Origin of the sequence: Labilibaculum euxinicum (assembly GCF_963678175.1) — a bacterium.
In the GTDB taxonomy this organism is placed as follows: Bacteria; Bacteroidota; Bacteroidia; order Bacteroidales; family Marinifilaceae; genus Labilibaculum; species Labilibaculum euxinus.
Genome location: NZ_OY782756.1, coordinates 918,214 through 940,438, shown reverse-complemented (window position 1 = coordinate 940,438; position 22,225 = coordinate 918,214). Strand labels below are relative to the sequence as shown.

The window sequence follows — 22,225 nt, the reverse complement described above, 5'->3', positions numbered from 1 at the left end:
CGCTATTACTTTTGCGATATGAAATGTCCATAACAAGGATATTTTGACACACAGGGGATAATAATTCCAGCATGGTTAGTTCCATGTGGCAATAAAAAACAAATTTAGGCACATGAAACATCTTATTTTACTATCCCTTATATATTGCTTACTGCCAAGCAAATTATTGTCAAGTAATTTTTCCAAACCCGATGCGACACTCAAAGTTCAATCGCAAAGTGAAATACAAATAACCCAAATTTTAAATAAAGCAGAGGGGTTAAGAGACTCATCATATAACGAAAGTATTAAAGTTGGAAAACAAGCGCTTGTATTAGCTCTTGAAACAAACAATTCCAACATTTTAGCCTCCGCTTACAAATCGTTGGGAGGAACCTATTTGCTCCAAGGTATTTTTGATTCATCAGAATATTATTACAGGGAAGCAATAGCACAATATAAAATAGTGGGTGACAGTCTGAATATTGGTAAAATAACCGGAAACATCGGGATTCTTTACCGCAGAACAAGAAAATTCAACGAAGCTCTAAAACAATATTACGAGGCTTTAAACATCTACAAGGCTGTTGATTACAAAGATGGCACTGCAAGTGTTTACCTTAATATTGGAGGACTGCACCAAACGCTCGGAGATTTTGACAGAGCTTTGGATTTCTATAAGTATGCCCAACAAATTTATGAGAAATTAGGAAACAGAAAAAAACTAATAAATATCTTCATTAATATGGGTTCCCTTTACAGCGAACTCAAAAATCCTGATCAAGCGCTCTCATATCGCCTTCGAGCCTTAGACCTAAATGAAGAAACAGGCAATACTCAACTCAAGTCAACCATTCTTTTGAACATTGGCGAATCTTATTTTGCAACAAATCAGCCCGTTAAAGCATTAGGATATTTAGATCAATGTGAAAAACTGCGAATCCAACTTAACGACCATTGGGGAATGAGCAAAGTATTCATTTTAAAAGCATTAGCCTACGAGAAGATTAATAAAAATATAAAAGCAGAAGCATATTTTAAAAAATCCATTCAAGCTTGCATAGAAAATCAATTGTTTGACGATTTAAAAGAGAGCTATTTCTTCTATTCCCAATTTTTAGAAAAAAGAAATCATCCAAAAGAAGCAATCAATTATTTAAAAAAATACCATTTCATTAATGATTCTCTAATTGCAGTTTTTCAAAACAAAGCAGTAAAAGAACTGACCGCGAAATATGAATCGGAACAGAAAGAAAAAGAACTTGAACTTTTGACTCAGAAAAGTCAGATTCAAAATCTTGAAATAGGCAAAAAAAATTCATGGATTATTATTCTAATAATCGCAATGATATTGGGTGCCGTTGCCATTATGGTCTCTTTACGAATTAACCGATTAAGAGCCGACCATAAAATATTAAATTTACGCCAAAAGGTTCTTTTAACACAAATGAATCCGCATTTCTTATTCAACTCATTAACAGCCATTCAGAGTTTTATACTCGATAAAAAGAATGAAGAAGCTAACAATTATCTTTCTAGATTAGCTAGTTTGGTAAGAGGGATACTGGAAAACTCCAGAGAGGAGTTTGTTCCCCTTCGAACTGAGCTCAATACATTAAAGGACTATATTGGTCTTCAGAAATTACGATTCGAAAATGAAATAAATTACAGTTTTGAAATTGATCAAAATATCGATCAGGATCAGGTTTTAGTTCCTCCTATGCTTGCTCAACCATTTGTAGAAAATGCCTTAATACATGGTATGTTGAGAAATAATCCCCATGCAAAAATACAGGTTAAGGTTTCTCTTAGCAAAAATATGGATTCGGTACAATTTCAAATTAAAGACAATGGGATTGGTATAAACGAGGCCAAAAAATCACGCACAAATACAAATCATAAATCCATAGCTACATCTATAGCTCTTGACCGTGTTAAAATTTACAATTTCAAATCTGCTAAAAAAATGAATTTTGGAATTTCTGATTTAAAGAATAACGACCCAAATCAATCTGGAACCCAGATAACATATAGCATTCCTTTACATATTTGTGAAAGCTAGTTTTTAAGTTGAATTAGCGTTTTAAAATGCATTTCAAACTTTAACAGAAATCTATTTCTCATTCTCATACACAGTCACAATATCGTATCCCTTTTCAAGTAAAAGACCTTTTGTTGTAGAATAATTTCTAGTAAAACCCAATAAATAGCCTCCTCCGCCGGATCCACATAATTTCAGCCAAAATTGCTGTGAGCTTAATCCTTCAGTCCATAAATCAAGGAAATTCTCTGGAATCATCGACTTAAAATTAGTCAACTGAAACTTTGATAATTGGCTTAACTCTGCAAAAAAGGAATCAGCATTTCCATTCACCAATTCTTGAATACACTGGTTATTCATTGGAATTAACTCCTGCTCCATTAAGGTCGAAAACTCTTTGTTCTCACAATTCTTCAAAAATGAACGAACCAATGGTTCTGTATTTCCCGATTTCTGAGAATTAATTAAAAAGATAGCACTGTCTTCACCAAATTTTTTCCCCGGCAAACTTACCTGTTCAATTTCATTCTGATTGTAAATTAACAAAGGGACTTTCAGATAAGAATTCAAAGGATCTAAACCAGAACTTTTACCATGAAAACCAGATTCCAACTGAGCCAAAATATTCTTCAATTGAATAATTTCACCATTTTTTAACTTCTTACTGTTCCCAATTGGATTGATTCCATATTTCTTATAAACAGAGGCACACAGTGCTCCTGAACTTCCCAAGCCGTAGCTCTCCGGAATACTTGACTCAAAATACAAACCTTTATTAATATCATTTTCAAAGGTTCTCAAATCAAGCAAAGAATCATATTTATCCGAATTATCAATCAGATAATTTAAAAATTTGAACAATTCCCTATTGGATCGTTTGGCAAAATTCCGATCGGTATATTTATCATCACCAATAAAATTTAGCTCTCCATTAAAATGGGTATAAGGAATACTTAACCCCATCGAGTTTAGTAAAACACTGTACTCACCAAAGAGTAATATTTTCGCATAAAATAAGTCAGGATGTATTCTCACAGCTCTCTACATTTTTATTTTTTGTGGTCCTTCCCCTTTTTCATCAACAATATACTTTCCGTTTTCAAGAAATTGAGATAGTTCAGAATCGATAAAAGGAACTACTCTTTCCTTTTCTGATTTAGGATACAGCAGATGTATATTTGGTCCTGCATCCAAAGTAAATCCAACAGGAACATTGCTACTTAAACGATAGGATCTTATTCTCTCAATTAATTCCAGAGTATTTGGTTTCAACAAAGTAAACGAAGGAGTCGAATTCATCATTAATCCGTGTAAGCTCAATGCCTCATTTTCCATGATTTCAATAAACTCTTCCAAATCGCCGGATCTCAGTACACCTAACATTCTTTCAAAATGTTTATTTGCCTGAGCAAAACGGGCTGATGCATAAGGATGATTTTCCATTAACTGATGCCCGGCAGAACTGGAAACTTCTTTCTTTTTGGAACTCACCAAAAGAATAGCATCCTGAAAATCCTGAAAAACCGGATGTGTGTATTTCGAAAAAGGAACAGCATATTCATCGGAAGATTTGGAAAAAGAATTGCTTTCTCCCCAGGCAACAAAACCGCCATAAACAGATCGAGAAGCACTTCCGGACCCTAATCGGGCAATAAAACCAGCTTTTCGGTAAAACTCATCCTCAGCCATTTTAACTCCTGAAATTTCCTCTTCCATACTGCACAAACAAAGAGCAAGAGAACTCATAGCCGAAGCAGAGCTTGCAATTCCTGTTGAATGTGGAAATGTATTTTCTGAGGAAACGGATAATTGATAATCGGTAAGAAATTTAAAATGATCTGATAAGTTTCCGAGGAATTTTGTTATTCGCTGCTCAAATGAAACTTGTCTTTTACCTTCAAACAAAAAACTCAATTGATCCCCATTACCTTTTGGCTCATAAGAAAGTACAGTTCGGGTAAGCGAGTTTTTTAAACTCATACTTATGGAAGGATTGCAAGGCAATTGATTTCCTTTCTTTCCCCAATATTTAATTAATGCAATATTTGAAGGGCTTTCCCAGCCAATCGATCCTGAATTTTTATAATCTGTCATCGCTTAGCCGTAAATTAATTTGTTCCCAGTATCATTTCGTTCCAGGAAAAAATACTTGTAAATCCCGCTCTGTAAAAATAGGATTGTATTTCTTTCTTAGTCAAATCACTTCTTACCATAACAAAGTCTCCTCCCCAAGCTCCAAGTGATTTAACAGATCCCTTGAAATCAGAAAATAACTTTTCTTTCACACATTCCTGCCCTAATAATTCAGACACCAAAAGCTCGTGCATTTTAATCACATGATCAAATTCCTTTGAATCTTTAGAAGAAAGAATATCCTTACTTAATTGAGTAATTCTATCCAATTCTTCCTCAGTACACTTACGTTCATTAAGAAAACTATTAACAGAATCAGCACTCTTTTGCTTTCTACCCAAGTAAACAAAGTGCAGTTGAGTCACAAATTTTTCCGGAAAATCCACAGGATATATTAAAGGATGAGCACCATCTCTACGAAACAAGATTGGTTTGCAGTAATTTGCACATGCAATATCAAAACCAGATCCGTTTGAAACCAAGGAATGCAAATTGTATGGATTCACATCGGCCCATTGAGCAACATTATTTATTAATGTTGAACTGCTGCCCAAACCCCAGTTTCGATCAAAATCGAATTCTGTTCGTATTTTAAAATTGCAGCTATTCAAAAAAGAAGGATTTAAACTTTTGGCTCTATTCAAAAGAAAGCACACAAAATCTTTTTCTGTTTCTCCTTCAACGGTTTGATTTATAATGTCCTGATTTGAAATTGAAAATTTGAGCCATAGTTTCCCTTTTTCGTAGGCCAGCCATTCCAAATCAGATTCCTCAGATTCAAAAACTTCCAAAACTTGCCCATATTTTAAGGGAATTGCAAGAGCCAAAGCTCCGTGCAATACAAGATATTCGCCTGTAAGCAATAATTTAGCGTTCGAATAATATTTATATATAGGCTTCAAATTCTATTGTAGCTTAGTTCTCAGTGATTTAATAAATGCTTCCACTTCACTGTAAGAAACAGTCTTGTGAGCAAAATATTCCAAGGCCTGTTTCTTTTCTTCGTAATCTGCTTTTAAAGCATTCAACAGATTCGACAAATGCATTTTCATATGTCCTTGCTGAATTCCCGTTGTTACTAAAGATCGCAAAGCACCAAAATTATTAGCCAATCCGGCGGCAGCCGTAATCATCATTAACTCCTTTGCCGATGGTTTCCCAAGCAATTCCAAGCCAAACTTCGCTAAAGGATGCAAGCTTGTTAAACCGCCAACAGTTCCTAACGACAAAGGCATGGTTAACTGATACCGGAATCGGTTATGAGATACGCTGGCCTGAGTCAGACTTTTATACTTCCCTGTTTTAGATGCGTAAACATGTCCGTTTGCCTCGATAGCCCGAAAATCGTTACCTGTAGCTAAAGCAACAGCATCAATTCCATTAAAAATTCCTTTATTATGCGTCGTTGCGCGATATACATCCAATTCTGCTATTCTAGAAGCTTTCTGAAATTTATGCGCAAATTCTTTTCCACTAAGCCCCGGATGAATTTCATCCAACTCATCAAGACTGCATTCCACAGAACACTCAACAAGACAATCCGGTGTATAATTGGAAAGAATTGACATGATTACTTCACATTCCCGCTCCACATCCGAAAGTCCTTCGTAATGTTTAAAGAATCGTTTCATTTGATGAGCCATTTTCTCCAAACAGGAATTAATAAAATTAGCTCCCATCGAATCTGCAGTATCAAAAGTCACATGCAGTTGATAATAATTTTCCATTTCACCAGAAAGATTCACCAGCTGAATACTTTGAATTCCACCACCTCTTTGGCGCATGTTTCCGGTTAATTCATTGGTTGCCCGATACAAATCAAATTTTAATTCAGGCAATAAGTCATTCAGTTTGTTCGAATCACCCTTCCAAATAAAATGAACCTGTCCCGATTTCACAACAGAAACGACACGAGCAGTAAATCCGCCATGACTTGCCCAAAATTTAGCTGATCTTGAAGCCGCCGCTATCACAGAACTCTCTTCGATAACCATTGGAATGTGATACAACTGATTATTTATCAGGAAATTTGGCGCAACGCCAAAAGGAAGATAAAAATTAGAAAGAGTGTTCTCACTAATCTCATCCAACAAATCCTGTTGTTCCTTATTTTGCAGGCGAAAACTATCCAGTTGCGATTTAATTCGCTCTGCACTGCCGGTTAATTCACCCATTTTCTCCATCTTCTCTTCACGAGATAGTTTGGAGAATCCTGAAATGATTGCTTTCCGCTTCATATCTTTTCATCTTAATTCTTTCGCTGATTTTGAATCAACCAACAAAATAATAAAATACTTTGAAGTCCTAAATTACATTTTTTAAGTAGTTGTCCCAAAAAACAGAAGGTTTTTTAGGTAAAACTATTATTTTCGAACACGTAAGAAACTCTTTGACAGTTGTAATCCTTTCCTTTGTGATTCTAAATATGCTCTTAACTCTTCGTATGATTCTTTTGCATGCTTCAAAAGTGAAGATGCCTGACCATAAATTGCAGGAAGTGTAGATTTCTCCATTAAATAATAGCCATCCAGAAAGTTGTGTATTCCTCCTGAAATGATGATTTCCTTACACTTTACCTGATCATCACCGGCAACAATCTCATTCACCCAATCTGTCATCTGATTAGCCGAATGTCCAATTTGAGCGAGAGGCTCGAACAATTGAATTTGAGAATCTGAATTACGCAACAACTCTATTTTCGCAAAATTGGTTCCTCCAAATGCAGCAAATTCAATTGCCTGAAGCGGGAGATGCAATAAAGCCCGTAAACTTTCAGGTCCCATTCCCTGGCCAACTTCTTTTACAATAATTGGAAAATCAACCTCATCAAGTAAATATTCCAGACTTTCTATCGGCGATTGATTGATTCGATCGCCTTCTGGCTGCAACCATTCCTGCATAGGGTTGATGTGAATAATCAATCCATCAGCACGCAAACGACCAACCAATCTTATAATCTTACTGATTTTTTTCTTCTGAATTAATTCTTCGAGCTGACAGATTCCTAGATTTGCGTACAAAGGCAAATCATCACCAATAATTGAACGCACATCAAAATCAGAAAAATACTCATCACTATCTAAAAGAGAACGACAAGAACCCAGCCCCATTCCCATACCAAATTCGGCACAAGCACGAGCCAAATTTCGATTGATCTTTCCTGCCAATTCTGTTCCGCCGGTCATGCTGGAAACCCATATCGGAGTTTGCATATCCTTCCCCAAGAAAGTAAACGTTGTATCATCAGCCTTAGAATGAGAACTAAGCATAGGCTCATAATAAAAACGTTCATCAATCAAAGCGTCCTTCATTTGAGAACGAAAAGCCAATTCAATGTGATCTTTTTTTCTGTCTGTCATAATTACAAATTAACAACCAATATGTCTTGAAATCACCAATCTAAGAATCTCTGATGTTCCTTCGCCTATTTGCAGTATTCGCTGATCGCGGTAAAAACGCTCCACTTCCGAATTCTTAATTAATCCGTGCGCACCATGAATCTGAACAGCTTCATTTGCAACTTCCTGTGCCACTTCAGAGCAAAACAATTTCGCCATTGCAGCTTCTTTCCCAAACGAATGACCATTATCCTTCAACCAGCATGCATGATACAATAGATGTCGGGCCGCTTCAATTTTCGTAGCCATATCGGCTAATTTAAATCCAATGGCTTGAAATTTCGAAATCGGTTTGCCAAACTGCTCCCTTTTTTTCGAATAAGACAAAGCCTGTTCATAAGCTCCCTGAGCCAATCCAAGTCCCATTGCGGCAATCGTTAGCCGACCGGAATCCAGTGTTTGCAACATTATTTTGGCTCCATCGCCTAAATTTCCCAACAAATTTTCTTTCGGAAGTTTGCAATTCCTGAAAGTCAACTGAGCTGTATCAGAAGCCCGCCACATCATTTTCCCTTTTACAGGCTCAGCATGAAACCCTTTTGCACTTCGCTCTACTAATATAGCAGATAATTCTTTTTTTCCATTATCATTAGCTGTTACAACCTGCAAAGTTACTCCTAAGGACAAATCGGAAGATGCGTTTGAAATGAATCTCTTGCTTCCATTTATCACCCAATTCTCATCTTTCAAAATTCCTATTGATTCTGTTCCCCGAGAGTCAGAACCCGCATTGTTTTCTGTCAATCCAAAAGCCCAAACATTTTCACCATTTGTCAATTTTGGAAGATATTTCTGTTTTTGCTCCTCGGTTCCAAAATAATAAATGGGACCAATTCCCAAAGAATTATGAGCCGCCAGAGTAGATGCCTGAGAAGCATCCACCTTGGCAAGTTCTTCAACAGCTATCAATAATGAAAGATAATCTTTCCCTTGTCCTCCATACTCTTTAGGCAAATATATACCGAATAAGCCCAACTCACCCATTCTTTTAGTAAGTTGGGGACTAAATTTTTCTTTTTCATCCAATTCGAAAGCCACAGGTTTTACCTCTTTTTGGGCAAATGCCTTTACTTTTTCTCGAATCATTTTGTGTTCTGATGTCAGGTATGGATTCATGCTTATGTGTTTTACAATGTATTTTAAGACCTTCAACTCTTTAATAAGAGCGCAAACCTAATTAAAAAGTTCATTTTATTAAAATTATTTAGAACCATTTTCAATAACGACAAAACCAACTACCTGTATTCCTCTTCTGAAAAAACCTCAAACCTCCTGTTAATAAAGCATCTTCTCGATTTAACAAAACAATTCAGGTATAAAATTGACAAACTTGGCACATTTGACACTTGTTATTAACATATTCTCAATGTAAATTTACTTTCACCTTAAAAATTATGAAATGGAATTAGAACTTTGGCATATTTGGTTATTACTTGCAGTAGGTCTTTTTGTAATTGAGATCTTCATATCAAACTTTGTTTCTGCATGTTATGGAATAGCCTCCCTGATAACCGGAATAGTTTCCTATTTGGGATTTCTTATCCCGGAACAATTGCTTGTACTTATTACATGCTCTGCAATCTGTTTGCTCCTTCTTAAACCATACATTACAAAACACTCCATAAGTAAAAGATACCAACCCAATAACGATCACAAAAATTTGATTGGGAAAGAAGCTATTGTTATGGAAGAAATTAACGACCGGAAAAAAACAGGGAGAGTAGTTCTTTCCGGATCGACATGGAAAGCCAAATCACAATTCGGAGAAATAATTGCCAAAGATTCATTTGTTAAAGTCTTAAATATAGACTACTCTGTTATTATTGTAAAAACGATCTAGCAATCATAAAACACACTAAAACCAGAAAAGGTTGGATGCTATCGTCCAGCCTTTCTTTTATTTTGCTTAGTTCACAATAATGATTAATTTATTCTGCTCAAAATAACTCATAATCAGCCAATACTTTATGGAAAAAGGATTTCTATTTAAAGATGTATATAACAATCAATTAGTCGGCAATATGGCTTCCAATATTGTCAAATCCTGGGGGGAATTCAACACCTCTTCATTCGTCAATGCAATCATATCTAAGCTTAAACCTCTTAGCTTATCTGAGCGTTCTCAACTAATTTGTACCGAATTATTCAATCATCTTCCAGCATCGTACCCAAAAGCTCTGGCAATTTTAATAAACTCAATTACAGAAGAAAACAATACAACTGACAAAAAAGAAATTGAAGGCTTCTACTATATGCCTATTGCTAGTTATGTGTCTCAATTTGGATTGCAAAAGGAAGATTTTCATCTTTCGATGAAAGCCTTAAAGGAAATAACAAAAATATTCACTTCAGAATTTGCCATACGCCCATTCATTAGGAAATATCCCGAAGAAACCATAGAATACCTTCATCTCTGGACAACAGATGAAAACGCACATGTCCGCAGATTAGTTTCGGAAGGAAGCCGGCCTAAATTGCCTTGGGCATCACCTCTCAAAGAATTCCAGAAAGATCCATCACCAGTACTGAAATTATTAGAAAAATTAAAAGAAGATGATGAACTCTATGTGCGTAGATCAGTTGCCAATAATTTGAATGACATTGCAAAAGATCATCCTGATTTAGTTATTAAAACATTAACTCGCTGGAATAAAACCAACAACAAAAGCACGCAATGGATTATTGGTCACGCCTCCCGAACTTTGCTTAAGCAAGGCCATCCAAAAGCACTTGAGCTTTTAGGATTTCCGCAGAACGTACAAATTGCAGTAAATAATCTAAGCGTCAACACGCCAACATGTCAATTAGGCAATGAAATTGAATTCTCTTTCGAGATACAATCCTCATCTGCTGACAAGCAAAATTTGATGATTGATTTTATAGTTCATTACATGAAAGCAAATGGCAGGACAGCTCCAAAAGTTTTTAAGCTTTCAAAAAAATCAATCCCTGCCAATGGAAATATTTGTTTCAAGAAAAAAATCTCTTTTAAACCAATTACTACAAGAAAATACTATTTTGGACAACATGAAATTGAGATTCAGATTAATGGAAGAAGGTATGGAAAGGTGAGTTTTGCAGTAAAATGAGAATTTTGATTTTAGATCCAGATTTCACAAAATCCACCAACTACTTCAATTAGTCTAACTATTTCGCAACCAATCATATTATTTATATCAATTAAGTATAGCAGTTATTCTTTACATTTTAAACTTTTTTATATTGTATAATTATCAATACTGGGAATCTATTGTAATTTACTCATCAATAATGCCTTATTTATAAACTTAAAATACTACTTTTAAAACCATCATCTAAACCTCTAACCTCATGTCCCCTATAAAATCCCCGTTTTGTTGGGCTTTGGCACTAATACTGCTAAACACATCTTGTACTGAAAAATTCTATCCTGAAATTGACGCTGATGTTTCAATTCTAGTTGTTGACGGTAAAATTACTAATGACTCAGGCCCTTATGAGGTTAGATTATTCAGAACTGTTGACCTTATAAGTGTTGACACTTTAAAACCAGAGGCAAATGCTGAAATTATACTTAAAGATGATTTAGGAAACAGTGAACTTTTTCAGGAAATTCGGCCGGGTGTTTACCAAACTGTATACAGCATAATAAAAGGCGAAGTTGGGCAAACATATTGGATTGAAATAGAAACTGCAACAGGAGAGAAATATGAATCAACTCCGGAAAAAATGCCCCCTCCTTTTGAAATAGAATCGATCTATGGAAAAGAAGAAGAGGTAATTATTAATGCCTCCGAAAAACAAAACGCAGTAAAAATCTATTTTGATGCAAAAGCAAATAGTACAGATGCCAACTACATAAGATGGGAATACCGGGAAAGTTACGAATGGAGATCTCCTGAAAATTTAAATTCTGAAAAATTTACTGAAAACCCAAGTAAAATCTGCTACCCTGTTACCACTTTCCCTGTGGTTAATATTTACGATGCCTCAAACCTAAGTTCAAAATTCATTTCTCAACAATCCACTTCAACGATATATACTGATGAAGTAAAATTATTGTATAATTATCTGATCGACATCACTTTATTTTCAGTCTCAGAAACCAATTATGAATTCTGGAAAAAAATAAAATCTGTTAACTTCTCAGAAGGTGCTCTTTACGATATCACCCCTGCAAATATTGAAGGAAATATAAGCGGATGTGATGAAAAATGTAAAGCCATTGGATATTTTGAAGTTTCTTCTGTAAACAGGACGCAAAATTTCTTTTCCAAAAATGATTTCACACTTGAATTTGCAAATTATCCTAAAGAATGTGAAACTATAGAATTAACATTGGCTCCCGATCCCAAAAAATATCATATTATTACCACGAAACCCGGAGGTAAATTCACTACTATATATGTTGTTCGCAGAAATGAATGTTATGAGTGCAATGTAGTTCATCCAACTAACAAACCCTCTTTTTGGCCCTGATTTTTATAAATACTATGCATAAATCCAAAATAAAATTTATTATCCTTTCATTTTTCTTCACGCTTATCTATTCGTGTACAGAAAAGTTTTATCCAGAAATTGACGCTGATGTTTCAATTTTAGTTATTGACGGTAAAATTACTAATGACTCAGGCCCTTATGAAGTTAGATTATTCAGAACTGTTGATCTTATAAAAGTTGACACTTTAAAACCAGAGGCAAATGCTGAAATTATACTTAAAGATGATTTAGGAAACAGTGAACTTTTTCAGGAAATTCGGCCGGGTGTTTACCAAACTGTATACAGCATAATAAAAGGCGAAGTTGGGCAAACATATTGGATTGAAATAGAAACTGCAACAGGAGAGAAATATGAATCAACTCCGGAAAAAATGCCCCCTCCTTTTGAAATAGAATCGATCTATGGAAAAGAAGAAGAGGTAATTATTAATGCCTCCGAAAAACAAAACGCAGTAAAAATCTATTTTGATGCAAAAGCAAATAGTACAGATGCCAACTACATAAGATGGGAATACCGGGAAAGTTACGAATGGAGATCTCCTGAAAATTCAAATTCTGAAAAAATCACTGAAAACCCAAGTAAAGTCTGCTACCCTGTTACTGCTTTCCCTTTGGTAAATATTTTTGATGCCTCAAACCTGAATCTAAAATTTATTACTCAACAACCAACCACAGCTATCTATACTGATGAAGTAAAATTATCATACAACTATCTAATTGACATCACTTTATTTTCAATCTCAGAAACCAATTATGAATTCTGGAAAAAAATAAAATCTGTTAACTTCTCAGAAGGTGCTCTTTACGATATCACCCCCGCAAATATTGAAGGAAATATAAACGGATGTGATGAAAAATGTAAAGCCATTGGATATTTTGAAGTTTCTTCTGTAAACAGGACGCAAAATTTCTTTTCCAAAAATGATTTCACACTTGAATTTGCAAATTATCCTAAAGAATGTGAATCTTTCGAAATGAGAAAGGAAGACAGCCGTCCTGACTCCACCAAATTTCAGATCCTTTCAAGCTATACTGAAGGACAAGCCACCGTTTATATTGTTCGCAGAAACGAATGTTATGAGTGCAATGTAGTTCATCCTACTAACAAACCCTCTTTTTGGCCCTGATTTTTATAAATACTATGCATAAATCCAAAATAAAATTTATTATCCTTTCATTTTTCTTCACGCTCATCTATTCGTGTACAGAAAAGTTTTATCCAGAAATTGACGCTGATATTTCAATTTTAGTTGTTGACGGAAAGATTACAAATAAACCTGGTCCGTATGAGGTAAGATTATTTAGAACTGTTGATCTCATAAGAGTCGATACATTGAGACCCGAACAAGGCGCAATTATAATGATTAATGACGATCTCGGAAATTCTGAAATTTTATGGGAAACATCTCCCGGGGTTTACAGGACTCAAAATTCAAATTTTCAAGGTCAAATAGGTCGAAGCTATTGGATTGAAATTCAAACAAATTCCGGTGAGAAATATGAATCCAATCCGGAAACAATTCAACCCGAGATAATCATTAAATCAATATATGGTGAAGAAAAAAAATTATTATTAGAAGATGCAAGTACAGTAAATGCTGCCAAATTATATATTGATGCCTCTGATCCAACAAATCAAAGCAGTTATGTTAGGTGGGAGTATCGAGAAAGTTGGGAATGGCGAAATCCTTATTTCGAACCAAAAACTGCAAATCCATCCAAAATATGCTATCCTTTTCTGCGTTCAGATAATGTTTTCGTTTTTGATGGATCTGGTCAAAAAATAAAGGAATTCAAGCACCTACCAACCTCTTACATAACAGAAAATGAAGTTAAACTAAATTATGAATATTTCATTAACTTATCTCTATACTCTGTTGACTTTAATTGTTATGAGTTTTGGAAAAAAATTCAAGAGTCAATCCAAACAAATGGTGGTTTGTATAACGTAATAACTGCAAATGCAAAAGGTAATATTTGCGCTTGCCATTCAAAAAATCCGGTACTCGGATATTTTGAAGTCTCAAGTGTGAACTCTATGAATGCAAGCTTTTCTTCGAAAGATTTCCAAATGAAATTTCAAGATTCTCCTTCGGATTGTGAAGATATTACAATGAAATTTAAGGATGGAAGTCCTGATCAAAGTATATTCCATATTGTAAGAGATTATTTCGAAGGCGAAACACACATTTTTATTGTTCGACGTAATTATTGTTACGATTGTAATTTTAAATATTCACCGAATAAACCTTCATTTTGGCCTTAAAACTATATACTATGAAATCTAAATTACTAAACCTGCTCACACCTATTCTGTTAATTGTAGCATTTTACTCCAATACATTTGGTCAACCCAAATTATCTTCTGACAAGGAAAATATAATAAATGGAAAAATTTGGATACCTACCCACTCGGTAGCACAAGCTGAACAATTTTTCTTAAAAAAACTGGAGTTAAACGGAAGTTTTAAATTTAATGGACAGAATTTCAATAATCTGAAGTTCTTCTACGACCTCTCAAAAGAAGAAATAATAACCCCAATTCAAACAGAGAGCAATACAACTTGCAATATTGTTGTAAATCCGTTTTTTTTAGAAGAATTTACAGTTTTAGATAACCAGATGATTTATCATTTTAAAAGAGGTGATTTGATTCATAAAAAATTAAGTCCGGCCAACTACTACCAAGTTTTTACTGCTTCAAAAATAACCTACGTTATTAAACGTACTCAATTACGAGTTCTAAGTTCAAAAACAGGTTCTGAAAAATTCAACTATATAGATGATACTAATATGTATGCCATTTATAAAAAAGAGTTAAGCACGATAAAAAGCAAAGCTGATCTCATCAAATTCTTTCCATCCCAAAAGAAAGAAATCAAGCAATTCGTTCGCTTCAGTAAGTTAAAGATAAACAGACACAATCCATTAGATGCAATCCCTCTTTTAATAAAATTTGACCAATAAAATTACGGAAAATGAAAAAAGCACTCCTATTACTATATAGTTTGTTCATACTTTTCCCTTGTTTGGCTATAGGCGAACAAGAAATAAGTATTGGTCATGAAGGAATGACATTTGTTGAGTTCGCAAATGATCTGAGTGATAAATATCAAATAAAAGTATTTTTTGATAAAAATTGGGTTGAAAACATTCGCCTAAAAAAGTCTTATTCAAATGAAAATATTACAGCTATACTAGATGATATCCTAGCTGACACTCAATTTCGATTTCTAGTTAGAAATAATTCAATTGTTCTCTCGAAATATGAAAACATTGGAAACGAATTTAGTCTTCGGGAAAAAGTGAATCATACCACAAAAGAGGTCGAATCAGTTGAGGAAGATAAAGACATTTCGAACCTGCAGGAGCAGGAGTACAGAATTCATGAAATTGGAACTGCTCTTGGCAAGAAAAAAGTAAAACTATTTGGTAAGGTAAGCCATTTTGAAAGCTCTCAACCACTTAAAGGCGTTTCAATATTTCTTCCTAATCTTACTAAAGGAGTAACATCTGATAAAGATGGCTATTTTGAACTTGATCTTCCTCCTGGATTTTACAATTTAAATTTTCGATACATGGGACTTAAACCAAGTTCCAGAAAAATTAATCTTCGTGGTGATGGTCGAATTAATGTTCAGTTAATGAGTGAATCCCAAAATCTCAAGGAAATACGTGTTTTAGCAAAAAATGACAAAGTAAAGCGAACATCAATGGGTTTAGAACTTATTCTGGCAAAGGATATTGAATCTTTACCTTCAGCCCTTGGTGAACCTGATATAATAAAAAGCACGACAATGTTACCAGGTGTGGAAAGCGCTGGGGAAGGATCAATTGGTTTCAACGTTAGAGGAGGTTCTGCCGATCAAAACCTAATACTAATAGATAATGCACCTATTTACTATCCTGCTCACTTTTTTGGATTCTTTTCTGCATTTAATAACGACATGATACAGGAGGCCAGTTTATATAAATCAAGCATTCCTGTTCAATTTGGAGGTCGAATTTCATCAACTTATGATATTCATTCAAACAATAAAATAGCCGACAAAATAAATGGTAAAGTTGGAATTAGTCCGGTTACTACAAAAGCATTTTTGAATTTACCTTTACTCAAGAACAAACTTTCAATAATGAATTCTTTCCGATTCACCTATTCTGACTGGATAGTAGATAAGATAGACTCCAAAGAATTAGTAGACTCTAAATCGAATTTTTATGACTTACATGGAAAAATAAATTATAAACCTAATTCGAATAATCAATTTGAGTTAAGTTATTACAAGAGCAAAGATGAATTTCAATTGCATTCTGATACCCTTTATAACTTCAATAACTTTGTTAGCTCACTAAATTGGAGATATCGATTTTCAGAAAAGCTAAAGATGAATAACAGTGTATACTTCACAAGCTTTTCTTATGATATGAGTTCGGCAGAGATAGCAAGTAATGCTTTTAAATTAACTCACAAGGTGAATGAAGGCGGATTTAAATCATATCTAAATCTTGAAAAAGATTTATACACAACAATCGATCTGGGAACCGAACTAAAATATTACAACATCAGTCCGGGAGACATGAAACCTTATTCTGAAGCTTCTGTAGTAAGTAATAACAATTTGCCAGAAGAAAATGGTCTTGAGGCTGCCTTATTCTTAGGTTTTAAAAGGGAATTTATGGGAAATATTACTGCAGAAGCAGGTATTAGATATTCATTATATGGCAATGTCGGAAAAAGGGAAGAATTAACTTATTTAGATGGAATTACAAGTCGTTATAATATTTTGGACACCATTACATCTACTGGTTTGAATAACATATATCATGGTCCTGAATATCGTATTTCGGTTAATTATGCATTAAACCCAAGCACATCTATAAAAGCAAGTTACAATAGAACCCGTCAGTACATACATCTTTTATCAAACACAACATCTATTTCTCCAACAGATACATGGAAACTTTCTGACAAGTATTTAAAACCTCAAATTGGGGATCAGATTTCTTTAGGTTTTTACAAGAATATTTTCAATTCTAACTTTGAATTATCAGCAGAAACCTATTTTAAAAAGGTTCAAAATGCGAAAGATTACAAGGATGGTGCACAACTGTATTTAAATGAGCATACGGAAAATGAGGTACTTAACGCAGAAGGGAAGAATTACGGAGTAGAACTTTTCATCCGAAAAAACAAAGGCAGGTTTAACACAATGGTGAGCTATACTTATTCGAGAAGTTACCTCAAATCAAAAGATAATACGGGCGAGTTTGCAGTTAATGATGGTGATTGGTATAGAGCACCGTACGACAAACCACATAATATCAAAGCCTTTTTCAGCTTTAAACTTTCCAGACGGTTTATATTCTCAACTAATTTAGTTTATCACACTGGTCGGCCTGCTACCTATCCTATTGCTAAATACAGCCTACAAGGAATTCCCATTATTTACTATTCCGAACGAAATGAATATCGCATTCCAAACTATTTTAGAACCGATATTTCTCTGCTGGTTGAGGGAAATTTACGCAAAAACAAACCCTATCACACATCCTGGACTTTTGGTTTGTATAATCTTACAGCACGCAATAATGCTTACTCCGTTTATTTTAGATCTGAAGATTCTTCTGTAGCTGGATATAAACTATCTGTATTTGGAAACGTGATCCCTACAGTTTCATATAACATTGAATTTTAAAGCTATGAAAAATAAAAACTATATATACATATTGCTTATTTTGACTGTTTCACTAGCTATTAACTTTGCAGGCAAGGGAGAAAATATTAGCCATGAAAGTGAAAGAATTCATGTTCACATTCAAAAGAATATATTTCTTGCCGGAGAATCAGTCCTATTAAAATTGTATTGCATCAATTCTGTCACACAGAAGCTGTCCGATTTAAGTAAAGTCGCCTATCTGGAATTAATTGACGAAAATGGCTATGCTGTTGCTCAGGAAAAGATAATCCTGAATCAAGGAATGGGGGCTGGTGGTTTTCTAATAACGGATCAATTATCAACAGGAAACTACGCCATTAATGCCTATACGCATTGGATGAACTCTACTTCAAAAGAATTAACAAGTGTAACACCAATTTTTGTTTTTAATAATTACAAGCTTTCAGAAAATAGTATCGACAACCAAAAAATTACAAACGGATCAACTCAATTCTATGATTTGAAAGATAATGACCGAACTGTGTTGCGAACTAAAAGCAATACGAATGAGGAGAAACCATATACGATTACTTCTTCAGTTGAAGATCTGGATCGATACATCCGTTTTACAGTTTCATCAAACAATGCATCATCGGTTCCTGATAAAGGACTCAAATTTCAAATCTTTTCGAACAAAGGAAATGTTGTAGATCAATCATTTAAGTTAACTAATAACAATTGGGAGTTTCGAGTTCATAAAAAGGAATTAAACTCTCCAAGTTATGGAATCTGTGTTAAAAATCCAGATGGAGAAATTTTAACAGAAGCTGTCTTTCATTTAGCAAGTAATAACAAAGGAGTATTTTTTGAAAATCCACGTATTACTGTTTCCCCCCGAGAGAAAGTTCAATTGAATCTTACAAGTAAGGATTTTACAAAAAAAGCTGAATTATTATATCTCTCAGCAAGTATCAAATTAAAAGAACCTTTTCATACATCGGCTAATATTATTGAATTCTTCAATATCTACAGTAATTTTGGTGCTTCAATGAATAGCTATTTTGAACAACTCAGTAAAATACCGGAACAAGATTGGATTTCAAAAGATGGACTTAAATCCTTATACTTACGTAGTAACCCCAATTATTTCGTTAATTCAAGTCAGTATCCTGAAGAGGAAACCTATATTTTGGAAGGACAAATAAAAAGTCGAAAAACAAAAGAAGCTATTGCCAATAAAAATATTTACCTGTCAAAAATTGGCGAATATGCTGATATAAGCACATTTAGAACACATCAAGATGGTAAATTTTTCTTTCAGCTTCCATTAAAAAAAGGATTGCATGATATTTCCATTCAACTTAACGATAATAACTTCGAAGAATGCTCTATCCAGCTAAAAGAAAAATTCAACCAAAAAGGTTTTGCATCTGTACAATGGAAAAAATCTGATTTAAATCAAGACCAAATAGACTTTCTAAAAAAACTTTATGAAAATTATAGAATCCGAACCATCTATAATCAGAAAACTTATACAGAATTAAAAGATACATGCTTGTATCGCGGAGAGAGTAACTTCTTTGGGAAACCGTATTCTTCAACAAAAATCGACAACTTTATTCGTTTGGACTCTTTGGAGGAATACTTCCATGAATTTATTTCTCCCGTTAAAATTAGTTACCGAAAAAAAGAAACCTTTTTCAATGTATATAGTCCTGATCAATTAAAAGTTATGAAGCCTGCTCCATTAATTCTTTACGATGGACTAATAGTATCTAATCCCAGAATTATTCTAAATAAAAGACCCTCGGAAATTGACAGGATTGAGGTGATGCCATATGAATATTTTTATGGGAAATCCCATTTTTACGGAATCATACATGTCATTTCCAAAGATAAAGATTGTAAGATAGACCAATTGCCAATAAACACAGAACGATATTATCTGCCTTTATTCACATCAAGCTATTCTTTAGCTAACAAACCAAGTTCTTCTGATAAATTTATGCCCGATTTCAGGACTGATTTACTCTGGGAGCCAAATATTACACTGGGCAAAGAACAGGATTTTAAGTTAGAATTTACAGCAAGTGATGTGAAAGGTGAGTATGAATTAATTGTTGAAGGAATTTCTGAAAATGGTGAACCCATTGTTCTCAAACAAAGCATATTTATAAAATAGAAACCACAGCATATAAAAGAGCCTCATTTCAATTATGAATGAGGCTCCTCAAAATGTATACTTTATCGATATCTCTGAACCTTTGGATCCACCTCAACCGACCAACGATCAATACCTCCTTTTAAATTAAATACACGGGAAAACCCATTTTTTCGCAAATAATTCATCACCTGTTTACTGCGCACTCCCATGTGACAAAATACAACCAAATCCTTATTTTTAGGCAAATCTTCCAGTTTATTAGGAATTTGTCCCATAGGAACGTGCATTGCATCTTTCAAATGACAAATTTTTATCTCTGTATGCTCACGCACATCAAGCATCAGAAGATCCTGCCTTTTTTCCATTTCCTGTGCCAATTCCAAGGGTGTATATTCCAGCTTATCCGATGAATCATTATTAAAAAAAACTCTCATTGTCGTTCCTGTTGTTTATTATTAATCTTAATAAAGATAAGTATAATAAACAAAAAGAAGGAAATCTATTAAAAAGATCTCCTTCTATTATTTTCACAATCAATAATCAATTACTCCAAATTAATTATTGTATTAATGCTGTAGATGCAAATCACGGACATGATCACAAGCAAGATCAATTTCCTTTTTAAAATCATTAAAATCCAACTGCATTCCATTAACATAAGCACTCCAACCTGCTGATGCTTTTGCAAAATGAATGGCTTCCTCAATTTCCTCATCTGTTGCTCCATTTAATCTGGCCATTTCAGTATGGAAATATGCACAATAACGACATTTTGAAACTGCTGCGATTGACAATCCTATTAACTCACGATTTTTAACACCAATTGCACCATCTTCCAGTTGAAGTCTTTTAAATAACTCCCATTCCAATTCCAGTGTTGAATCAGGAATTGATTTGAACATTGTTGGCACTAAACCGAACATTTGCTCAATTTCGTCATAAATCTTTCTCCTCTTCATGATTTCCTCCTTATTTTTAATAAGATTAAATTTACAACTTTACTCACTGAAAGTCAATGAGGTAATCAATTCTAAATTAGATATATACACCACAACCACATTACAAAAAAAAACAATATAACACAGAATATATTCTTTTATCCTTCAAATAACAATATTTGTTTATGAACACTTCCCACTCTTGACATTATAATCATAATATATCAATCAAAAAAAATCATTTCCTGCCAGTTATTTAGAATAGCTGAATTCAATTCCGCTTAAATCGATACTATGTCTTATTCTATCTTTTAATTGAAAGAGGATTAAATTAATAAAATCTGTAACCTATTGTTCGCATTTCTTGTCTCATACTTTGTGTAGAACAGGTAAACTATCCTGTTTATCGAAAAACGAATGGATGAGAAAGCATTACTAAGCATAAATTGTAAATTTGATCGATAGACAAAAATTTATTTAAACCTTATCTACTATTTATTGTCTAAGATTATTCTAGCTTATTTACTTTGAAACCAACAAACAGATGCAAATCAATATTCAGGAACTAAGTAAAATTTATCCAAACGGAAAAAAAGCACTGGACAATGTAAATCTGGAAATTGGTACTGGAATGTTTGGACTACTGGGTCCAAATGGTGCGGGGAAATCAAGTTTAATGAGAATTTTAGTGACTTTAATGAAACCAAGCATGGGTTCTGTTTCCATTGATTCGTTTGATTTGGAAAAAAACCGAAAAGAAATCAGAAGTATGTTGGGCTATCTGCCACAGGACTTTCGTTTTTTCTCAAAACTGAAAACATGGGAGTTTTTAGATTATGCGGCCTCACTTTCCGGAATAAAAAACAAAAACATAAGAAGAGATAAAGTTGATGAATGGCTTGACAAGGTTGGATTATTTGATGTTCGGGAACGAGATGCTAATAAACTCTCCGGAGGTATGAAACGAAGATTGGGAATTGCCCAAACCTTGATTGGGAATCCAAAAATTATCGTGGTTGATGAACCAACAACCGGTCTTGATCCGGAAGAAAGAATTCGGTTTCGAAATATTTTATCAGAGCTAAGCCAGCAAGATGTGATCATTATTTTATCAACCCACATTGTTGGAGATATTTCAAGCGTTTGTAACAATCTGGCTTTACTTAACAACGGACAGGTTGCTTTTAAAGGAACACCTGAAGCTCTCATTGAAAAAGCACGTGGACATGTTTGGCAGGTAAATACTTCTGGCTATGAATACGATCTGATAAAAGATAAATATCCTGTAGTTTCCACAATTCCAACTCAAGAAGGTTGGGAAGTTCAATTAATTGGAGACGGCAGTCAATTTACCAATGCAATTGAGCTGGAACCAAATCTGGAACATGCATACGTTTATTTCATGGAAATGTCTTCGGCACTAATCTAGCAATTTA

General features: G+C 34.1%; 18 protein-coding genes. 10 read left to right on the top strand and 8 right to left on the bottom strand.

What is annotated here, in order from left to right; all coding sequences use genetic code 11:
* The first annotated feature begins 112 nt into the window (after positions 1-112).
* Positions 113-2,041: a tetratricopeptide repeat-containing sensor histidine kinase gene (locus ACY0M5_RS04135; protein ID WP_461630897.1), complete on the top strand. Its 1,929-nt coding sequence runs from the start codon at positions 113-115 to the stop codon at positions 2,039-2,041.
* Positions 2,042-2,092: 51 nt separating this feature from the next.
* On the opposite strand, the gene ACY0M5_RS04130 is transcribed toward ACY0M5_RS04135, so the two are convergent.
* The 6 genes from ACY0M5_RS04130 to ACY0M5_RS04105 form a co-directional block, all read right to left on the bottom strand.
* Positions 2,093-3,055 carry a GHMP family kinase ATP-binding protein gene (locus ACY0M5_RS04130; protein ID WP_156195368.1) on the bottom strand — a complete coding sequence of 321 codons (963 nt, stop codon included), beginning with the start codon at positions 3,053-3,055 and terminating at the stop codon, positions 2,093-2,095.
* A 6-nt stretch (positions 3,056-3,061) separates the two neighbouring features.
* Entirely contained in the window at positions 3,062-4,114 is a 1,053-nt protein-coding gene (mvaD, locus tag ACY0M5_RS04125; protein WP_461630896.1) for a diphosphomevalonate decarboxylase, read from the bottom strand.
* Between the two features lie 14 nt (positions 4,115-4,128).
* Positions 4,129-5,055: a GYDIA family GHMP kinase gene (locus tag ACY0M5_RS04120; RefSeq protein ID WP_461630895.1), complete on the bottom strand. Its 927-nt coding sequence runs from the start codon at positions 5,053-5,055 to the stop codon at positions 4,129-4,131.
* 3 nt (positions 5,056-5,058) lie between these two features.
* Positions 5,059-6,390, bottom strand: coding sequence for a hydroxymethylglutaryl-CoA reductase, degradative (locus tag ACY0M5_RS04115; protein ID WP_124994414.1), 1,332 nt, complete (start codon positions 6,388-6,390; stop codon positions 5,059-5,061).
* A gap of 126 nt (positions 6,391-6,516) precedes the next feature.
* Positions 6,517-7,512, bottom strand: a complete 996-nt coding sequence (locus ACY0M5_RS04110) for a beta/alpha barrel domain-containing protein (RefSeq protein WP_461630894.1) — start codon at positions 7,510-7,512, stop codon at positions 6,517-6,519.
* A gap of 9 nt (positions 7,513-7,521) precedes the next feature.
* Entirely contained in the window at positions 7,522-8,667 is a 1,146-nt protein-coding gene (locus tag ACY0M5_RS04105) for an acyl-CoA dehydrogenase family protein (protein ID WP_461630893.1), read from the bottom strand.
* A 283-nt stretch (positions 8,668-8,950) separates the two neighbouring features.
* Between ACY0M5_RS04105 and ACY0M5_RS04100 the strand changes: the two genes are divergently transcribed.
* The 8 genes from ACY0M5_RS04100 to ACY0M5_RS04065 all read left to right on the top strand — a co-directional run bounded on the left by ACY0M5_RS04100 (position 8,951) and on the right by ACY0M5_RS04065 (position 19,869).
* Positions 8,951-9,391 carry an NfeD family protein gene (locus tag ACY0M5_RS04100; protein WP_461630892.1) on the top strand — a complete coding sequence of 147 codons (441 nt, stop codon included), beginning with the start codon at positions 8,951-8,953 and terminating at the stop codon, positions 9,389-9,391.
* Between the two features lie 127 nt (positions 9,392-9,518).
* Positions 9,519-10,640: a DNA alkylation repair protein gene (locus ACY0M5_RS04095; RefSeq protein WP_461630891.1), complete on the top strand. Its 1,122-nt coding sequence runs from the start codon at positions 9,519-9,521 to the stop codon at positions 10,638-10,640.
* A 241-nt stretch (positions 10,641-10,881) separates the two neighbouring features.
* Positions 10,882-12,009 carry a DUF4249 domain-containing protein gene (locus ACY0M5_RS04090; protein WP_461630890.1) on the top strand — a complete coding sequence of 376 codons (1,128 nt, stop codon included), beginning with the start codon at positions 10,882-10,884 and terminating at the stop codon, positions 12,007-12,009.
* A 14-nt stretch (positions 12,010-12,023) separates the two neighbouring features.
* Complete coding sequence (locus ACY0M5_RS04085) at positions 12,024-13,157, top strand: DUF4249 domain-containing protein (protein WP_461630889.1); 1,134 nt, start codon at positions 12,024-12,026, stop codon at positions 13,155-13,157.
* 14 nt (positions 13,158-13,171) lie between these two features.
* On the top strand, positions 13,172-14,296 hold the full coding sequence (locus ACY0M5_RS04080) for a DUF4249 domain-containing protein (RefSeq protein ID WP_461630888.1): 1,125 nt from the start codon (positions 13,172-13,174) through the stop codon (positions 14,294-14,296).
* An 11-nt stretch (positions 14,297-14,307) separates the two neighbouring features.
* A complete protein-coding gene (locus tag ACY0M5_RS04075) occupies positions 14,308-14,997 on the top strand; it encodes a hypothetical protein (RefSeq protein ID WP_461630887.1) in 690 nt (229 codons plus the stop codon).
* 11 nt (positions 14,998-15,008) lie between these two features.
* Positions 15,009-17,726, top strand: a complete 2,718-nt coding sequence (locus ACY0M5_RS04070; RefSeq protein WP_461630886.1) for a TonB-dependent receptor — start codon at positions 15,009-15,011, stop codon at positions 17,724-17,726.
* A 4-nt stretch (positions 17,727-17,730) separates the two neighbouring features.
* Positions 17,731-19,869, top strand: coding sequence for a hypothetical protein (locus ACY0M5_RS04065; RefSeq protein ID WP_461630885.1), 2,139 nt, complete (start codon positions 17,731-17,733; stop codon positions 19,867-19,869).
* 62 nt (positions 19,870-19,931) lie between these two features.
* Here the strand turns inward: ACY0M5_RS04065 and ACY0M5_RS04060 are convergent, their stop codons facing one another.
* Entirely contained in the window at positions 19,932-20,285 is a 354-nt protein-coding gene (locus ACY0M5_RS04060) for a rhodanese-like domain-containing protein (RefSeq protein WP_461630884.1), read from the bottom strand.
* A gap of 132 nt (positions 20,286-20,417) precedes the next feature.
* The gene (locus ACY0M5_RS04055; protein WP_124994572.1) at positions 20,418-20,810 is read right to left on the bottom strand and encodes a carboxymuconolactone decarboxylase family protein; all 393 of its coding nucleotides are present in this window, start codon (positions 20,808-20,810) and stop codon (positions 20,418-20,420) included.
* A 523-nt stretch (positions 20,811-21,333) separates the two neighbouring features.
* Here ACY0M5_RS04055 and ACY0M5_RS04050 point away from each other — a divergent pair.
* A complete protein-coding gene (locus ACY0M5_RS04050) occupies positions 21,334-22,218 on the top strand; it encodes an ABC transporter ATP-binding protein (RefSeq protein ID WP_461630883.1) in 885 nt (294 codons plus the stop codon).
* Positions 22,219-22,225: the final 7 nt, after the last annotated feature.